A 13712-nucleotide genomic window follows, 5' to 3' on the forward strand; every position below is an offset into this window, starting at 1 on the left:
TCAGTGCGAGAAACCGCGCGCCGATCGCCTGCAGCGCCTTCTCCGGCTGCTCCGGGTCCAGCGCCTCGGCGCCAGGGACGCCAGCCACCACGGGCGCCGTCCTGTCGCGCACGAACGCCTGGAACAGCCCCTCCTTGGAGCCGAAGTTGTTGTACACGGTCATCTTGGACACACCGGCGTCCGCGGCGATGGCATCCACATTGGCACGCTCCAGGCCGTGCTCGTTGAAGTGCCTTTGCGCCGCTTCCAGGATGCGCCGTCCGCGCGCGGGATCGCGTGGCCGCCCGCGTCGGGGCTTGGGAGCGGGAGCTTGGGAGTGGGTCATGGGCAGAATTAGTGGACTTGACAGTTCATTATAGCTCACGCATATTATTGGACTTGATAGTCCAATAAATACCGCCAACCCGACGAGCCCCCCATGACGCAACAGACGATCGGCGACTGGAGCTCGCGGCAGCGCCGCCGTGCGGGCCATGATCCCGCTCACGCGCAGTGTGTTCTGGGGACCGATGGCCATCATTGGCGGGCTCATGGTCGCCATGGCCCACGCGCCTCGTCGTCGTACCGGCGCGTTAGGCCCAGCCCACCGCTCCATCTCCAACACGGAGCCCATCATCATGGATGACGTCATCATCATCGGCGGCAGCTTTGCCGGCCTCGCCGCCGCCCTGCAGCTCGGCCGTGCCCGCCGCAAGATCACCGTTCTCGATACCGGCCTGCCCCGCAACCGCTTCGCCGGCCACTCGCATGGCCTGCTCGGCCGCGATCACAAGCCACCGCTGGACATCCTTGCCGAGGCGCGGCAGCAACTGGCGCGTTATCAGACGATCAGGCTGGTCAATGCCCGGGCGGACAGCATCTCCGGAGCCATCGACGATTTCTCCGTCCTCACTGCGGATGGCGAAAGCCTTGCGGCGCGCCGCCTGATCCTGAGCTATGGCGTCGTCGACCAGATGCCCGACGTTCCTGGCTTTGCCGAAGGCTGGGGAAGGTCCATCATTCCCTGCCCCTATTGCGACGGCTTCGAAGTCGCCGACCAGCATTGGGGGCTCGTCTGGTCCGGCCCGCAGTCGCACAATCAGGTCAGGCTGTTTCACGACTGGACCGACACCTTGACGGTCCTGGCCGATGGTCACGAAATTCCCTCCGATATCCGGGCCGATCTGGCGCGTCGCAAGATAGCAGTCGTCGATGGCCGGATCACGGAGATCGCCAGTCCCGGTGGCCATAATGCCGTCGCCATGCTCGATAACGGCTCCAGAGTTGCGGTCGACATCCTGTTCGCCCATCCGCGCAACAAGCCGTCCGCAAGCCTGCATGAATCACTGGGTCTCGCCACGGTCGATACGCCGCTCGGCATCGTCCTCAAGGTCGACGAGCGCCGCGAAACCAGCATGCCCGGCATCTACGCCGCGGGCGACCTCACCAACCCCCAGCTGCCTTCCGTCACCACGGCCTCATGGCAAGGCGCGATGGCGGGCATCTTCGCCCAGCAGTCGATGCTGGCTTGAGAGCACAGATTGGAGATGAGCATGGTTGTCGAACCGGACAGCGCGGGTGTGCGCTTCCCTCCGCCCCTGGTCTATCTGGGAGCGCTGCTGGCGGGGCTGGCGGCGGAGCGGTTCGTCACCCTGCGCTCTTTCGGCATCGACTGGCGGTTGCTGGTCGCCGCGGGCGCGCTGCTGTTCGTTGCCGGCGCGGCGACGATGCTTGCGGCGGCGGGGCTGTTCCGGCGCCTGGGCACCAACATTCCCCCGTCCCAGCCAACGACCCTCATCGCAACGACCGGTCCCTATCGGTGGACCCGCAATCCCATGTATCTCGGCATGACGCTTGTCTATGCCGGCCTTGCGATCGGCCTCGACGGTCCGATCGCTCTCGCCTTGCTCCCGTTGGTGCTGATCGCGATCCAGACGCAGGTGATCGCGCGCGAGGAGCGCTATCTCGAAGCGAAGTTCGGCGATGACTACCGCCGCTACAGGGCCGAGGTTCGGCGGTGGCTCTGATCAGGACATCCCGCCAAGACCCTCACTTCGGCGTCCCCGCCTGCCGCCGCTGCACGATGACCATCCCGATCGCCACCCCGACCGCCGCCCCGATGGAGGGCGCGAGATCGCCGGACACGAGATAAGCGACACCCCCGCCGATCACGGCGCCGAGTAATGGCATGAGAATTTGCTGCATGTCGGTCTCCCCTTCCCGCCAGGCTCAGCCGGGCTGTCGATACAGCGTGTGGCACGCGTTGCAGGCCGCCTGCACGACCCGCGCCTGCTCCGCATAGCCGGCCGTGTCGCCAGCGGCCCCGCGGCGGGCAAGTTCCTCGGCCGCCTGCTGCAGGTCGAGCGCCTTGCGCTCGAAGTCGGCCCGGTTCTGCCAGATCTCCGGCCGGGCGCGGCTTTCGCCCCTGCTTCCGGCAGGGAAGAGGCCCGGAATGGCGGCTGCCCACAAGGCGATCCCGTCCGGCTCGTGCTGGTGCTGCCGGACATCCTCCCGTCCGGCGACGATCCGCCGGATGTCGGTGAGGAGCAGGGTCGCCGCCATGTGCATTCCGGCCCGCCGCGCCGCGATCAACTGGGCCACAGTCGGCGCGGCCGGCCCCTGCTCGACCGCAGCCGCGGCCGCCCTGCCCGGCATTGCCGGTCCGTTGGTCACGCACAGGATCAGGGATAGGGTCGCAGCACCGGGAATGGCTCGTCTCATCTCGCTCTCCATCGGGCAGAACATACGTGTCCCCGACGCCGCGCTGCCTCTGCCGGCCTAGCAGATCGCCGAGGCCATGTCCCGAAGCCGATATTTGCCACGTGCGCTTCCGACCCCCGAATCGCTTGCCCGTGTTCCGCCTTTGTTCCTATCAAACCGGCATGTCCCAGCTCCGCGAACAACTGCTCCGCAAGGCCTTGGCCGCGCTCAGCGAGATCGCCGACCAGTGCGGCGAGGAGCCGGCGCGCAAGAGCCTCTCCCTGCGCTTCCTCCTCATGTACACCTTCGCCGCCAGCGGCGCCGACCCGAAGAACAAATGGCTCTGGGATCATTTTTGGAAGGAGGCGACCCGGCCGAAGTCCAGCGACGGCATGGACTCCTACATCCGCGGCACCGGCGCCCGCTCCGCGCTCAACGGCATCTGCCGGGAGACGGGCTACCAGCCGGATGTGGATTTCCTGAGGCATTTGCGTCGGCAACGGGAGGAGGACAACTAGGACGAATCTTGGTTCATGATTACGGAACCGGGGTCGAAACGGACTCCACAAAGCAGATGCGCGGAGGCAAAAGCAAACCAAATGGGCCGCGTGAAACCCTCAGCGATCTCGAGAGCGATCGGCCCAGTCCGGAATTTTGCACTTGCACAACTCGCTAGGGCCGCTTGGCTATGGGCCTCACCACTCTTCGGCGGCCTAGCAGGGCTAGTTGTTTGGTTGGAAGGCTTGTCGCCCGGTCGGATTATTGAAGTGAGCGCGATTACCATGGGTATGGTGGCCCTGACCCTAAATCAAGGTCGAGCCTTTTGGGCGGCAAGCTCCGCTCGGGGCAAATTCCGCTTTCAGCACGTCGCTAGCGAACTCCGGGTCGATCCTAGAACACTGGATCACGTCGGGTACAATCTAGCTTTTTGGTTCGCAAATACGAGTGAGTTTCCAATCGAAGTTGAAATCCTAGATGTGCGAGCAACCATACAGGATCGCACTCTCGACTTAGGGAAGCCAAAGGACGACATTCATATTGTCGAAGGCCAAACACAATGGTTCTACAACTATGGTGTTATTCCCTACTCTGCACCGGCCGACTCAGAGATAAAGACTCCTATTTTCGGAACGGCGCTTATAGTCGTGGACTACGGCAGACCTGGAAAATCAGGATACAAAGACATACTTTCCTATAACTTGATCATTTTCGTGGACCCTTATGACGGATCGGTAATTCGGACGGAGGCCTACAGGATCAGGTCGGACGACTGATGGGGGTTGCGAATGGGACTTAGGGGTTCTGGATGTATCCCTTGCCCCCATCCCCACTCTCCTCTATAGGCGCGCCCGTCCGGCGGGCGGTTGCGCTCGCGGAAGCCAGGAATAAGGCACGCGCGTCCCGGAGGGGGGTCCACCCGCTCTCCACGCGCCTTTTGCCGTTTTCACCGCTTCCGCCAGCGCCCCTGCCCAAGGACGCCACCCCGGGATGGGCCCGTGGCGGCACGCTGGTTTCAAGACCGGGGGAGCCAACCCCCAGGCCGGCAAAAACACGAAGTCAGGAACACTCCAACATGGCCACTACGGCAAACCCCACGCGCGACGATTTCGCCGCTTTGCTCAATGAATCCCTCGGCGGCGAGAACGAGTCCTTCGAGGGCCGCGTCGTCACCGGCACGGTCACCGCGATCGAGAATGATCTCGCCGTGATCGACGTCGGCCTGAAGTCCGAAGGCCGCGTGCCGCTGCGCGAGTTCGCCGCGCCGGGCCAGAAGGCGGAGATTTCGGTCGGCGACCAGGTCGAGGTCTATGTCGACCGCATCGAGAATATCAACGGGGAGGCGATGCTGTCGCGCGACCGCGCCCGCCGCGAGGCCGCCTGGGACAAGCTGGAGACCGAGCATAATGCCGGCAACCGCGTCGAGGGCGTGATCTTCGGCCGCGTCAAGGGCGGCTTCACCGTCGACCTGGGCGGCGCCGTCGCCTTCCTGCCGGGCTCGCAGGTCGACATCCGCCCGGTCCGCGACGTCGGCCCGCTCATGGACCTGCCGCAGCCCTTCCAGATCCTGAAGATGGACCGCCGCCGCGGCAATATCGTCGTCTCCCGCAGGGCGATCCTCGAGGAGACCCGCGCCGAGCAGCGTTCGGGCCTGATCCAGTCGCTGGCCGAGGGCCAGATCCTCGACGGCGTGGTCAAGAACATCACCGATTACGGCGCCTTCGTCGACCTGGGCGGGATCGACGGCCTGCTCCACGTCACCGACATTTCCTACAAGCGCGTCGGCCATCCGAGCGAGGTGATCAACATCGGCGACACGGTGAAGGTGCAGATCATCCGCATCAACCGCGACACCCAGCGCATTTCGCTCGGCATGAAGCAGCTGGAGAGCGATCCCTGGGAGGGCGCCGGCGCCAAATATCCGGTCGGCGGCGTGTTCAAGGGCCGCGTGACGAACATCACCGAATATGGCGCCTTCGTCGAGCTCGAGCCGGGCATCGAGGGCCTGGTCCACGTCTCCGAGATGAGCTGGACCAAGAAAAACGTGCATCCGGGCAAGATCGTCTCCACCTCGCAGGAGGTGGACGTGGCGGTGATCGAGGTGGACGAGGAGAAGCGCCGCATCTCGCTCGGCCTCAAGCAGGCCCAGGCCAATCCCTGGCAGGATTTCGCCGAGAAGCACCCGGTCGGCACCGAGGTCGAGGGCGAGGTCAAGAACGCCACCGAGTTCGGCCTGTTCGTCGGCCTCGACGGCGATGTCGACGGCATGGTCCACATGTCGGACATCGCCTGGGGCGTGACCGGCGAGGAGGCGCTCAACCTCCATCACAAGGGCGAGATGGTGAAGGCCGTCGTGCTCGACGTGGACGTGGAGAAGGAGCGGATCTCGCTCGGCATGAAGCAGCTCGAGCGCGGCGGCGTCGCCAAGGGCGGCGCGGGCGCGGCCGGCGGCGTCTCGAAGAACGAGACCGTCACCGTCACCGTGCTCGAGGTGCGCGACGGCGGCCTCGAGGTGCAGGTCGGCGACGACGGCGCCACCGGCTTCATCAAGCGCACCGATCTTGGCCGCGACCGCGACGAGCAAAGGCCGGAGCGCTTCCAGGTCGGCCAGAAGTTCGATGCGATGGTCACCGGCTTCGACCGTTCGAAGAAGCCGAACTTCTCGATCAAGGCGCTGCAGATCGCCGAGGAGAAGCAGGCCGTCGCCCAATACGGTTCGTCCGACTCGGGCGCCTCGCTCGGCGACATCCTCGGCGAGGCCCTCAAGCAGAAGAAATCCTGACCTTCCGCTACGGCGGGCGTCCTTCCCGGGGCGCCCGCCGCTTTCTGTCGGTCGGCCTCACTAACCTTGTCGAATTGCTTGGATTTTCCCCCGGACGGCGGGTTGATTTTTATCAACATCGGTGCAAGGGTCGCTCGCGTGTCGAGGTGGGGGCTTGCGACATGGGCCGGGACTTCCGGTGACTATAGTACTGGAAAAGGGGGACACCCGTGATCCGATCCGAACTGGTCCAGAAGCTCTGCGACGACCATCCGGACCTGACGCTGAAGGAGGTCGAGCGCGTCGTCTCCGCCTTCTTCGATTCGATCATCGAGCAGCTGCAAAATGGCGGCCGGGTGGAGCTTCGCGGCTTCGGCGCCTTTTCCACGCGCGGCCGCGACGCCCGCAAGGGCCGCAACCCGCGCACCGGCGAGCCGGTCGACGTCTCTGCGAAGAGCGTCCCCTATTTCAAGCCGGGCAAGGAAATGCGCGAGCGCTTGAACGTCTGAGCCTGAGCCGGCGTGCACCAGGGCGCCGGGCGAAGCGGGACGACTTGATGCAGGACTCGGCGAACGCCGGCCGGCCTCGACCTGTTGAGGACCGACGTCACACGGTGCCAGGGTACGCGATGCCCCGCATCCCGTAGTTCGCTCCGGGGGAGCGAACGACCCGGACACACTCGCGTGGCGGCCCGACGCTGATATAGAGTCATCCCGTGCGGACGTGGCGGAACCGGTAGACGCTGGAGACTTAAAATCTTCTGCCCGACAGGGCGTGCCGGTTCGAGTCCGGCCGTCCGCACCATTTTCGGCCCGGGAAGCGCCTGAGCGCGAAAACTACGCGGCCTTCGCCTCCTCGGCCGTCCATTCGCAGCGGGCGAGGCTGATCGGGTCGAGGAACATGCCGCCCATCCTGGTGCCGATCTGCCAGCGCACCTGCGCCTTGACCGTGCCGATGCCGGGCACGTCGATCGACACGTAGGAGCCGATGAGCACCGGCTGGGCGCATTCCGCCATGAAGCCCGCGGACGAGACGTTGTGGATCCTGACCTGCACCGCATAGCGGTCGTCCGGCGTCAGGCTCGCCGTCTCGTCGCCCACGATCGTGCGCGCGCTGCGGCGTGGCCGGAAGCTCGCAAGCTCCTCTTCACTCGGTGATGCCGGGCACATCATGCCCCGTTCTTCGCACAGAGAAATGAAGGAGCGGTAAAGTCCTTGCTCCAGATCAAGGCCCCTGCTGCAATTCGCGCGCGGCCCGCTAGAAGGGCCCGGATGAGTCCCGCCCGTATCCGCCTCGCCGCTCTCGCCGCCCTGCTGGCGCTCGCCGGCTGCGGCGCTGCGGAGTCCGGTCCGGTCCAGGTGAGCGCGATCGGCGCCCCGCCCCGGCTCGCCGATCCCAATCGCGGTCCGTTCGACGCGCCCACCGCCTTCCTGACCGAGGCGGTCGCGCAGGGACTGGTGCGGTTCAACGCGGAGGGCGACATCGAGCCGGCGCTGGCGCAGAGCTGGATCATCTCCGACGACGGCCTGACCTATACCTTCCGGCTCAGGCGGACGAACTGGATCGACGGTGGCCGGGTGACCGCACAGCAGGTCGCCGCCCGGCTGCGCGCGGCGCTGGCGCGGAACAGCCGCAACGTGCTGAAGCCCGTCCTCGGCGCGGTCGCGGAGATCGTCGCGATGACCGACGAGGTGGTCGTCATCAACCTGCGCGGCCCGCGCCCCAACTTCCTGCAGCTCCTCGCCCATCCGGAGCTCGCCTTGCTCCAGGATGGCGCCGGCACCGGCCCCTATCGGCTTGCCGGCGTCGAGGACGGGGCAAGCCGGCTCCAGCTCGTCCGCGGCGAGGATGAGGAGGCGCCGGCCGAGGGGCCCGAAATCCTGCTGCGCGGCGAGCCCGCGATCCGCGCCGTCGCCCGCTTCGCCGGCGAGCGCCGCGCGCTCGTCGTCGGCGGGACGGCGGGCGACCTTCCTTATGTCCGGGCCGTCGACCTGCCGAACAACGCGCTCAGGTTCGATCCGGTGAGCGGTCTGTTCGGCCTTTCCTTCAACCCGCGCGGTGGCCCGCTGATCAGCGCCGCCTTGCGCCAGGCCTTGTCGATGGCTCTCGACCGGCAGGCGATCGCCGCGGCCCTCGGCGTGCCCAACCTTGCGCCCCGCACCAGCCTCGTCCCGCCCGGCGTGCAGGAGCTGCCGAGCGTCGCCCAGCCGAACTGGGCGAACATGAACCTGGCGCAGCGCCGCAGCGAGGCGCGGCGCCTGATCGCCGAGCTCGCGCCGGCGGCGCCGATCCGCGTCCGCGTCGCCATGCCGCAGGGGCCCGGCTACCGGTTGATCTTCGCCTATCTGCGCCGCGACTGGCGGCTGATCGGGATCGAGGCTGAGCGCGTCCTTCCCGGCCAGGCTGCCGACCTCATCTTCATCGACGAGGTCGCGCCGGCCAATCTCGGCAGCTGGTATCTGCGCCACTTCACCTGCGAGGCGAGCGGGGTCTGCGATCCGGCCGCCGACGAGGCGCTCCAGGCCGCGCGCCTGGCGACCTCCGCCGCGGAGCGCGTGCGCCAGTTCGCCCTGGCCGACGGGATACTAAGCCGCGCCACGCCGTTTATCCCGCTGACTGCGCCGGTCCGCTGGTCGCTCGTTCCCGGGCGGCTGGACGGCTTCCAGCCGAGCCCGTTCGCACGGCATCCGGCGGTGAATCTGATTGCGGAGCGGCCCTAGGTCCTCCGCCGAGGAGGAAAAGATGGCTTTGCATCAGGCCCGGGTCAGCCGGGCGCGACTCGACCGGATGGCGGACCGTCTCAATATCGGCCGCGATCCCGCCTCGGTCCGGCAGCGGATCGAGGCGATGGAGCATCTGCTCGAGCGCGCCTTCACCATTCCCGGCATCCGGCGCAAGATCGGCCTGGATGTCGTGCTCGACATCATCCCCGTCGTCGGCGGCACCGCCGCGGCGGCGATGGGCGGCTGGCTGATCTGGGAGGCGCGCAACCTCGGCATGTCGCGCTGGCACCTCGTCCGCATGGCCGGCAATGTCGCGCTCGACTGGCTGCTCGGCCTGATCCCCTTCATCGGCGCGATCCCGGATTTCTTCTTCCGCTCGAACAGCCGCAACCTGCGGATCGTGAAACGCTGGCTCGACCGGCATCATCCGGAAACCGGCGTGATCGAGGGCCGCGTGACGGACCGTCGGGAGCTCTAGCACGCCCCCGCATGCTAACCTATTGACACCTGCAAATGCATTAGCATAAGCCTGTCTCCAGGGAGGCGGCTTGTGACCCAGGACGTGACCGGCGAGCTCGGCAGGCGCGAGCGGCAGATCATGGAGATCATCTACCGGCGCGGCCGCGCGACCGCGGCGGAAGTGCTGGCGGACCTGCCGGACAGCCCGAGCTATTCGAGCGTCCGCGGCATGCTGCGCCACCTGGAGGGCAAGAACTATCTCCGCCACGAGCAGGATGGGCCGCGCTACATCTATCTGCCCACCTCGCCGAAAAAGGACGTGCGCGCCTCGGCGCTCTCGCACGTGGTCAAGACCTTCTTCGACAACAGCCTGCCGAGCGCGGTGGCGACCCTGCTCGAATCGCGCAAGCTGACGCGCGACGATTATGAGCGCCTCTCGCGGCTGATCGAGGAAGCGTCGCGCGAGGACGAGGAATGACCGCCGCGCCGCCCGCCGCGGGGGCCGCGCTCGAGCTGATCCTGCGCGCGACCGTGCTGATCGGCGCCGCCTGGGCGGCCGCTGCGGTCCTGCGCAAGGCGGGCGCCTCGGCCGCGGCGCGGCATGCGGCCTGGCAGCTCGGTATCTTCGCCATGCTGGCGCTGCCCCTGGTCTGGTGGCTGGCGCCGCCGCTGCGGCTGCCCATCCTCCAGGCGGAAGCAGCGCCAGCGCTCGTCTCCGCGCCGCCGTTCGAGGCGGCCATGCCCCTGCCGGAGACCGCCCCGGCCTGGGGCCTGCTCCTGCTCGCCTATCTGCTCGGCGCGGCCGCGGTGCTGCTGCGCTTCGCCCTGAGCCGCTACCTGATCGCACGCCTGTGGCGGCAGGCGGACCCGGCGCAGGAACCGGACTGGCAGGCCTTGCTTGCCGCCCTCTCGGGTGAGCTGGGGCTATCCCGGCCCGTGCAGCTCAGGATCGCGCGCGGGCCCGCAATGCCCATGACCTGGGGAACGCTGGCGCCCAGGATCCTGCTGCCGGCCGAGGCGCGCACCTGGCCGGCCGAGCGGCGGCGGCTCGTCCTGCTGCACGAACTCGCCCATGTCGCGCGGCGCGACAGCTTCGGCCGCTCGGCGGCTTCGCTGGCCTGCGCGCTCTACTGGTTCCATCCCGGCGCCTGGTTCGCCGCGCGGCGGCTGCGGCTGGAGCAGGAGCATGCCGCCGACGACCGGGTGCTGACGGCAGGCGCGCGGCCGAAAAGCTATGCGCGCAGCCTGCTCGATCTCGCCTTCGGCGCCGACGAGACGGGCTGGTCCGACCAGGCGGCGGCGATGGCCGGGATGTGCCAGCTGGAGCAGCGCGTGGTTTCGATCACCGGGACGGCGCGGCGCGAACGCCCGGGCGCCGCCTTCCACTCCGCCGCCGCCGCGATCACCGCGCTGACCGTGCTGGCGGTCGGGGCCGCGCTTCCCGTGCAGCAGCCGCCGGCTTTGTCCGATCCGCTCGCAATCGAGACCGCCCTGCCCCCCGCCGGAGCGTCATCGGCGCCGGCCGGAGATGCGTCGGGGCCGGCTGCGATCACGGCCGATCGCGCCGCGTCCGCCAACCGCATCGACGCACGGCCGCGGGGCCGTGGCGTCGAGGCCCAGCCTGCCGCGGCATCGGCCCGGGTGCCGGACATCGTCCGGGAAGTGGAGCCCCCGTCCATCGCCGCGCCGGCGCCGGCCCGGGATACCGTGCTCGCCGAGGCGGTCCCACCGGCCGACCGCCAACTAGGCCCGATCGGCCCGCAGCTGCCGCAGCCGCTGCCGGAAGAGCTGGCGACGGACCCCCGCATCCCGGCGGCGCTGCGACGAGGAAGCCGGGTGCGCGGCGCCGATCAGCGCGCCGGCCCCGGTCCGCCTCGCACCCCCGGGGAAGAAGTGATGCGGAGATTGCCGACGGCGCTCCTGCAAGCCGCCGGGGTCCTGCGAAACTAGCAGGATCAACCAGGTCCAGCCGGTCCGAACGGCAGGGCCCGTCAGGAAAATTGTGTCCATGAAGGGAGAGTGACCATGCGTATCCTTGCCATAATGCTGCTTGCCACGGCCTTCGCCACGCCGGCCTCCGCGCAGGACGCGCCGGAAGCCCCGGCGTCGGAGCGCCCCTTTACCGGTTTCCGCGTCGAGGGCCTGCTCGGCTGGGACCATACGGAGATCCTGGACGATGACGAAGGCGCCCTGCTCTACGGCATCGGCATCGGCTATGATTATCAGACGGGCCGCGCCGTCCTCGGCCTCGAGGCCGAGGCGAGCGATTCGAACAACAATGGCTGCCTGAGCGACCTCATCAATCCGGGCGACCGCCTCTGCAACGGGACCGGACGCGATCTCTATATCGGGGCCCGCGCCGGGCTCATCGTCAGCCGCAACGTCCTGCTCTTCGCGAAGGCCGGCTATGTGAACACCCGCTTCACCAGCGAATATGATCCGGGCGCCGGCGGACCCGTCACCTCCGCCCATTTCAACATGGATGGCCTCAGGGTCGGCGGCGGCGCGGAGTTCGCCATCGGCCGCAACTTCTTCATCCGGGCCGAAGGGCGCTACACCGACTATCATAATGGCGGCAATCGCGGAGCGCTTCTCGGCGCTTTCGGATTCCGCTTCTGAAGGCTGGCGCCGGCGCTGCGGATCAACCGGGCTGGGCGGCGAAGTCCAGCCCGATATCCGCCGCCGGCGCAGACTGGGTGATGCGGCCGACCGACAGATAGGTCACGCCGGTCTCCGCCTTGGCGCGGATCGTCTCCAGGGTGATGCCGCCGCTCGCCTCGGTCGGCACGCGGCCGGCGACCAGCGTCACCGCCTCCCGCAACGTCGGCGCGTCCATATTGTCGAGCAGCAAATGGGTGGCGCCCGCCTGCAGCGCCGGCTCGATCTGCTCGAGCCGGTCGACCTCGACGATGATCCGCTCGATCCCCGCGGCCGCGGCGCGGCGGACGGCCTCGGCGACCGAGCCGGCGACGGCGACATGATTGTCCTTGATCATCGCCGCGTCCCAGAGGCCGAGCCGGTGATTCTGCGCACCGCCCATGCGGGTCGCATATTTCTCCAGCATCCTGAGCCCGGGAAGGGTCTTGCGGGTGTCGAGCAGGATCGCACCGGTGCCGGCGATCGCCTCGACATAGCGCCGCGTCAGGGTGGCGATGCCGGAAAGGTGCTGGACGATGTTGAGCGCCGAGCGTTCGGCGGCGAGCAGGGCCCGCGCCTTGCCGGAGAGGCGCAGCAGGTCCGCGCCGGCCGCGGCCGGCTCGCCTTCCCTCGCCTGCCGCTCGATCGTCACCCCGGGATCGAGCGCGCGGAAGAAGGCTTCGGCAACCGGTAGGCCAGCCACGACGATCGCCTCGCGACAGTCCATCACGCCGGCGAAGCGCGCCTCGGCCGGAATCACGGCCGCGGAGGTGATGTCGCCCCGGTCGCCCAGATCCTCGGCCAGGGTGGCGGCGACGAAGGCGTCCAGATCGAAGCGGTCGACGGAAAACGTCATAACCTGCGTCTGCCACCGCTGCAGAGGTGAAACAAGGCGGCCCGAAACCCGTTGCGAAGGCAGGTTTTCATCGGGAGACCGCACCATGAAGCGCTATGCCTATGCCTGGATCACGCTCGGCTTCTTTCTCGTCTCGATCGCTTTGCACTGGCTGTTCGGCTGGTATGCCTATGTGAACGAGGCGACCGAGCATCATCAGGTCGCGCAATTCTCCGAATATCTCACGGAGATGGGCCGCGATACGTTCGAGAACTGGCAGTCGGAATTCCTGCAATTGCTCTGGCAGGTCGTGGGCCTCGCCTATTTCCTCTATGTCGGCTCGCCGGCCTCGAAGGAGAATGACGACCGGCTCGAGGCCAAGGTCGACGCCCTGCTCAGGATGAATGGCGGCGAGGATGCGGAGCAGCTGATCGCCGAGCTGGACGAGCATTATCTGCGCAAGGGCGGCCATGCGCAGCCGCACGGCCATGAGGCGGAGCTCGCCAAGTCGGCCGGTCGAGGCATGGGCGCGCACGCCCAGGGCTGACGAAAAACCCCTCGCCGGCGGCCGGCGAGGGGTGTCTCGTGCAGCAGGTGCCGTGGAATCAGGCGCTGGTCAGATCGACCGCCGAGACCTGCGCCGGCGGCAGGCCCTCGCCCTCCGCCTGCGCCATCAATTCCTCCTTGCGGGCGAGCATCCGGTCGCGCAGCTCGACCAGGTCGACCTCGGTCTCGCGGCACTGGGCGAACATCCCTTCCTTCGGCTTTTCCTCTTCCTTTACATGATGTTCGATCTCTTCGCAGAGGACCTTCACCTTGGCGTCATAATAGGCCTCGTCGGGCGTCGCGGCCTCGATGTCGTTGACCAGCACCTTGGCCGCGTCATGCTCGACATAGGCCTCGTCGAGCAGGTCCTGCTCGATCTTCCCCTCGAAGGCCGGATAGAAGATCTCCTCCTCGATCATGGTATGGATCTTCAGCTCCGTACAAATCTCCCGCGCCAACTTCTCCTTGCGCGAGGCGCCCTTGGCCTCGTTGAAGGCGGCGAACAATTGCTCGACCTTGCGATGGTCGGCCTTCAGCAGGGCGATGGCGTCGGTGAAATCCTGTTCGAACATGG

18 protein-coding genes and 1 tRNA gene are annotated in these 13712 nt (G+C 67.5%); 13 read left to right on the forward strand and 6 right to left on the reverse strand.

Features of this window, described 5'->3' with window-relative positions:
- Positions 1 to 541: TetR/AcrR family transcriptional regulator (locus tag VEC11_RS14120; RefSeq protein WP_464132495.1), on the reverse strand; the 541-nt coding region annotated here is incomplete at its 3' end.
- Between the two features lie 76 nt (positions 542 to 617).
- Between VEC11_RS14120 and VEC11_RS14125 the strand changes: the two genes are divergently transcribed.
- A complete protein-coding gene (locus tag VEC11_RS14125; protein WP_464132497.1) occupies positions 618 to 1511 on the forward strand; it encodes an NAD(P)/FAD-dependent oxidoreductase in 894 nt (297 codons plus the stop codon).
- 21 nt (positions 1512 to 1532) lie between these two features.
- Positions 1533 to 2006, forward strand: a complete 474-nt coding sequence (locus tag VEC11_RS14130; protein ID WP_464132499.1) for a methyltransferase family protein — start codon at positions 1533 to 1535, stop codon at positions 2004 to 2006.
- A gap of 22 nt (positions 2007 to 2028) precedes the next feature.
- Here VEC11_RS14130 and VEC11_RS14135 read toward each other — a convergent pair whose 3' ends face one another.
- Together VEC11_RS14135 and VEC11_RS14140 are read right to left on the reverse strand one after the other, a co-directional pair.
- Positions 2029 to 2184, reverse strand: a complete 156-nt coding sequence (locus VEC11_RS14135) for a hypothetical protein (RefSeq protein ID WP_464132500.1) — start codon at positions 2182 to 2184, stop codon at positions 2029 to 2031.
- A gap of 24 nt (positions 2185 to 2208) precedes the next feature.
- On the reverse strand, positions 2209 to 2700 hold the full coding sequence (locus VEC11_RS14140; RefSeq protein ID WP_464132503.1) for a cytochrome c: 492 nt from the start codon (positions 2698 to 2700) through the stop codon (positions 2209 to 2211).
- Positions 2701 to 2861: 161 nt separating this feature from the next.
- Between VEC11_RS14140 and VEC11_RS14145 the strand changes: the two genes are divergently transcribed.
- From VEC11_RS14145 to VEC11_RS14165, 5 genes are all read left to right on the forward strand, one after another.
- Positions 2862 to 3197, forward strand: a complete 336-nt coding sequence (locus VEC11_RS14145) for a hypothetical protein (RefSeq protein ID WP_464132506.1) — start codon at positions 2862 to 2864, stop codon at positions 3195 to 3197.
- A gap of 249 nt (positions 3198 to 3446) precedes the next feature.
- Positions 3447 to 3953 (forward strand): hypothetical protein, encoded by a 507-nt coding sequence (locus VEC11_RS14150; protein ID WP_464132508.1) that lies wholly within the window; start codon positions 3447 to 3449, stop codon positions 3951 to 3953.
- Between the two features lie 299 nt (positions 3954 to 4252).
- Positions 4253 to 5959, forward strand: coding sequence for a 30S ribosomal protein S1 (gene rpsA / locus VEC11_RS14155; RefSeq protein ID WP_464132510.1), 1707 nt, complete (start codon positions 4253 to 4255; stop codon positions 5957 to 5959).
- Between the two features lie 209 nt (positions 5960 to 6168).
- Complete coding sequence (locus tag VEC11_RS14160; RefSeq protein ID WP_464132513.1) at positions 6169 to 6447, forward strand: integration host factor subunit beta; 279 nt, start codon at positions 6169 to 6171, stop codon at positions 6445 to 6447.
- Positions 6448 to 6655: 208 nt separating this feature from the next.
- A tRNA-Leu gene (locus VEC11_RS14165) sits at positions 6656 to 6742 on the forward strand.
- Positions 6743 to 6774: 32 nt separating this feature from the next.
- Here VEC11_RS14165 and VEC11_RS14170 read toward each other — a convergent pair.
- Complete coding sequence (locus VEC11_RS14170; RefSeq protein ID WP_464132516.1) at positions 6775 to 7110, reverse strand: hypothetical protein; 336 nt, start codon at positions 7108 to 7110, stop codon at positions 6775 to 6777.
- Positions 7111 to 7209: 99 nt separating this feature from the next.
- Between VEC11_RS14170 and VEC11_RS14175 the strand changes: the two genes are divergently transcribed.
- From VEC11_RS14175 to VEC11_RS14195, 5 genes are all read left to right on the forward strand, one after another.
- The gene (locus tag VEC11_RS14175; RefSeq protein ID WP_464132518.1) at positions 7210 to 8658 is read left to right on the forward strand and encodes an ABC transporter substrate-binding protein; all 1449 of its coding nucleotides are present in this window, start codon (positions 7210 to 7212) and stop codon (positions 8656 to 8658) included.
- Between the two features lie 22 nt (positions 8659 to 8680).
- Positions 8681 to 9139, forward strand: coding sequence for a DUF4112 domain-containing protein (locus VEC11_RS14180; RefSeq protein WP_464132520.1), 459 nt, complete (start codon positions 8681 to 8683; stop codon positions 9137 to 9139).
- A 72-nt stretch (positions 9140 to 9211) separates the two neighbouring features.
- Positions 9212 to 9598 (forward strand): BlaI/MecI/CopY family transcriptional regulator, encoded by a 387-nt coding sequence (locus VEC11_RS14185; RefSeq protein WP_464132522.1) that lies wholly within the window; start codon positions 9212 to 9214, stop codon positions 9596 to 9598.
- Positions 9595 to 11070, forward strand: coding sequence for a M56 family metallopeptidase (locus VEC11_RS14190; protein WP_464132524.1), 1476 nt, complete (start codon positions 9595 to 9597; stop codon positions 11068 to 11070). Before VEC11_RS14185 ends, VEC11_RS14190 begins: the two co-directional genes overlap by 4 nt.
- 75 nt (positions 11071 to 11145) lie before the next feature.
- Entirely contained in the window at positions 11146 to 11739 is a 594-nt protein-coding gene (locus VEC11_RS14195) for an outer membrane protein (RefSeq protein ID WP_464132528.1), read from the forward strand.
- Positions 11740 to 11761: 22 nt separating this feature from the next.
- Here the strand turns inward: VEC11_RS14195 and nadC are convergent, their stop codons facing one another.
- On the reverse strand, positions 11762 to 12613 hold the full coding sequence (gene nadC, locus VEC11_RS14200; RefSeq protein ID WP_464132530.1) for a carboxylating nicotinate-nucleotide diphosphorylase: 852 nt from the start codon (positions 12611 to 12613) through the stop codon (positions 11762 to 11764).
- An 85-nt stretch (positions 12614 to 12698) separates the two neighbouring features.
- On the opposite strand from nadC, the gene VEC11_RS14205 reads away from it, so the two are divergent.
- Positions 12699 to 13139: a DUF6766 family protein gene (locus VEC11_RS14205; RefSeq protein ID WP_464132533.1), complete on the forward strand. Its 441-nt coding sequence runs from the start codon at positions 12699 to 12701 to the stop codon at positions 13137 to 13139.
- 58 nt (positions 13140 to 13197) lie between these two features.
- Here VEC11_RS14205 and VEC11_RS14210 read toward each other — a convergent pair whose 3' ends face one another.
- The gene (locus VEC11_RS14210; protein ID WP_464132536.1) at positions 13198 to 13710 is read right to left on the reverse strand and encodes a hemerythrin domain-containing protein; all 513 of its coding nucleotides are present in this window, start codon (positions 13708 to 13710) and stop codon (positions 13198 to 13200) included.
- Positions 13711 to 13712 lie beyond the last annotated feature (2 nt).

Origin of the sequence: Allosphingosinicella sp., from assembly GCF_035626655.1 — a bacterium.
Classification (GTDB): domain Bacteria; phylum Pseudomonadota; class Alphaproteobacteria; order Sphingomonadales; family Sphingomonadaceae; genus Allosphingosinicella.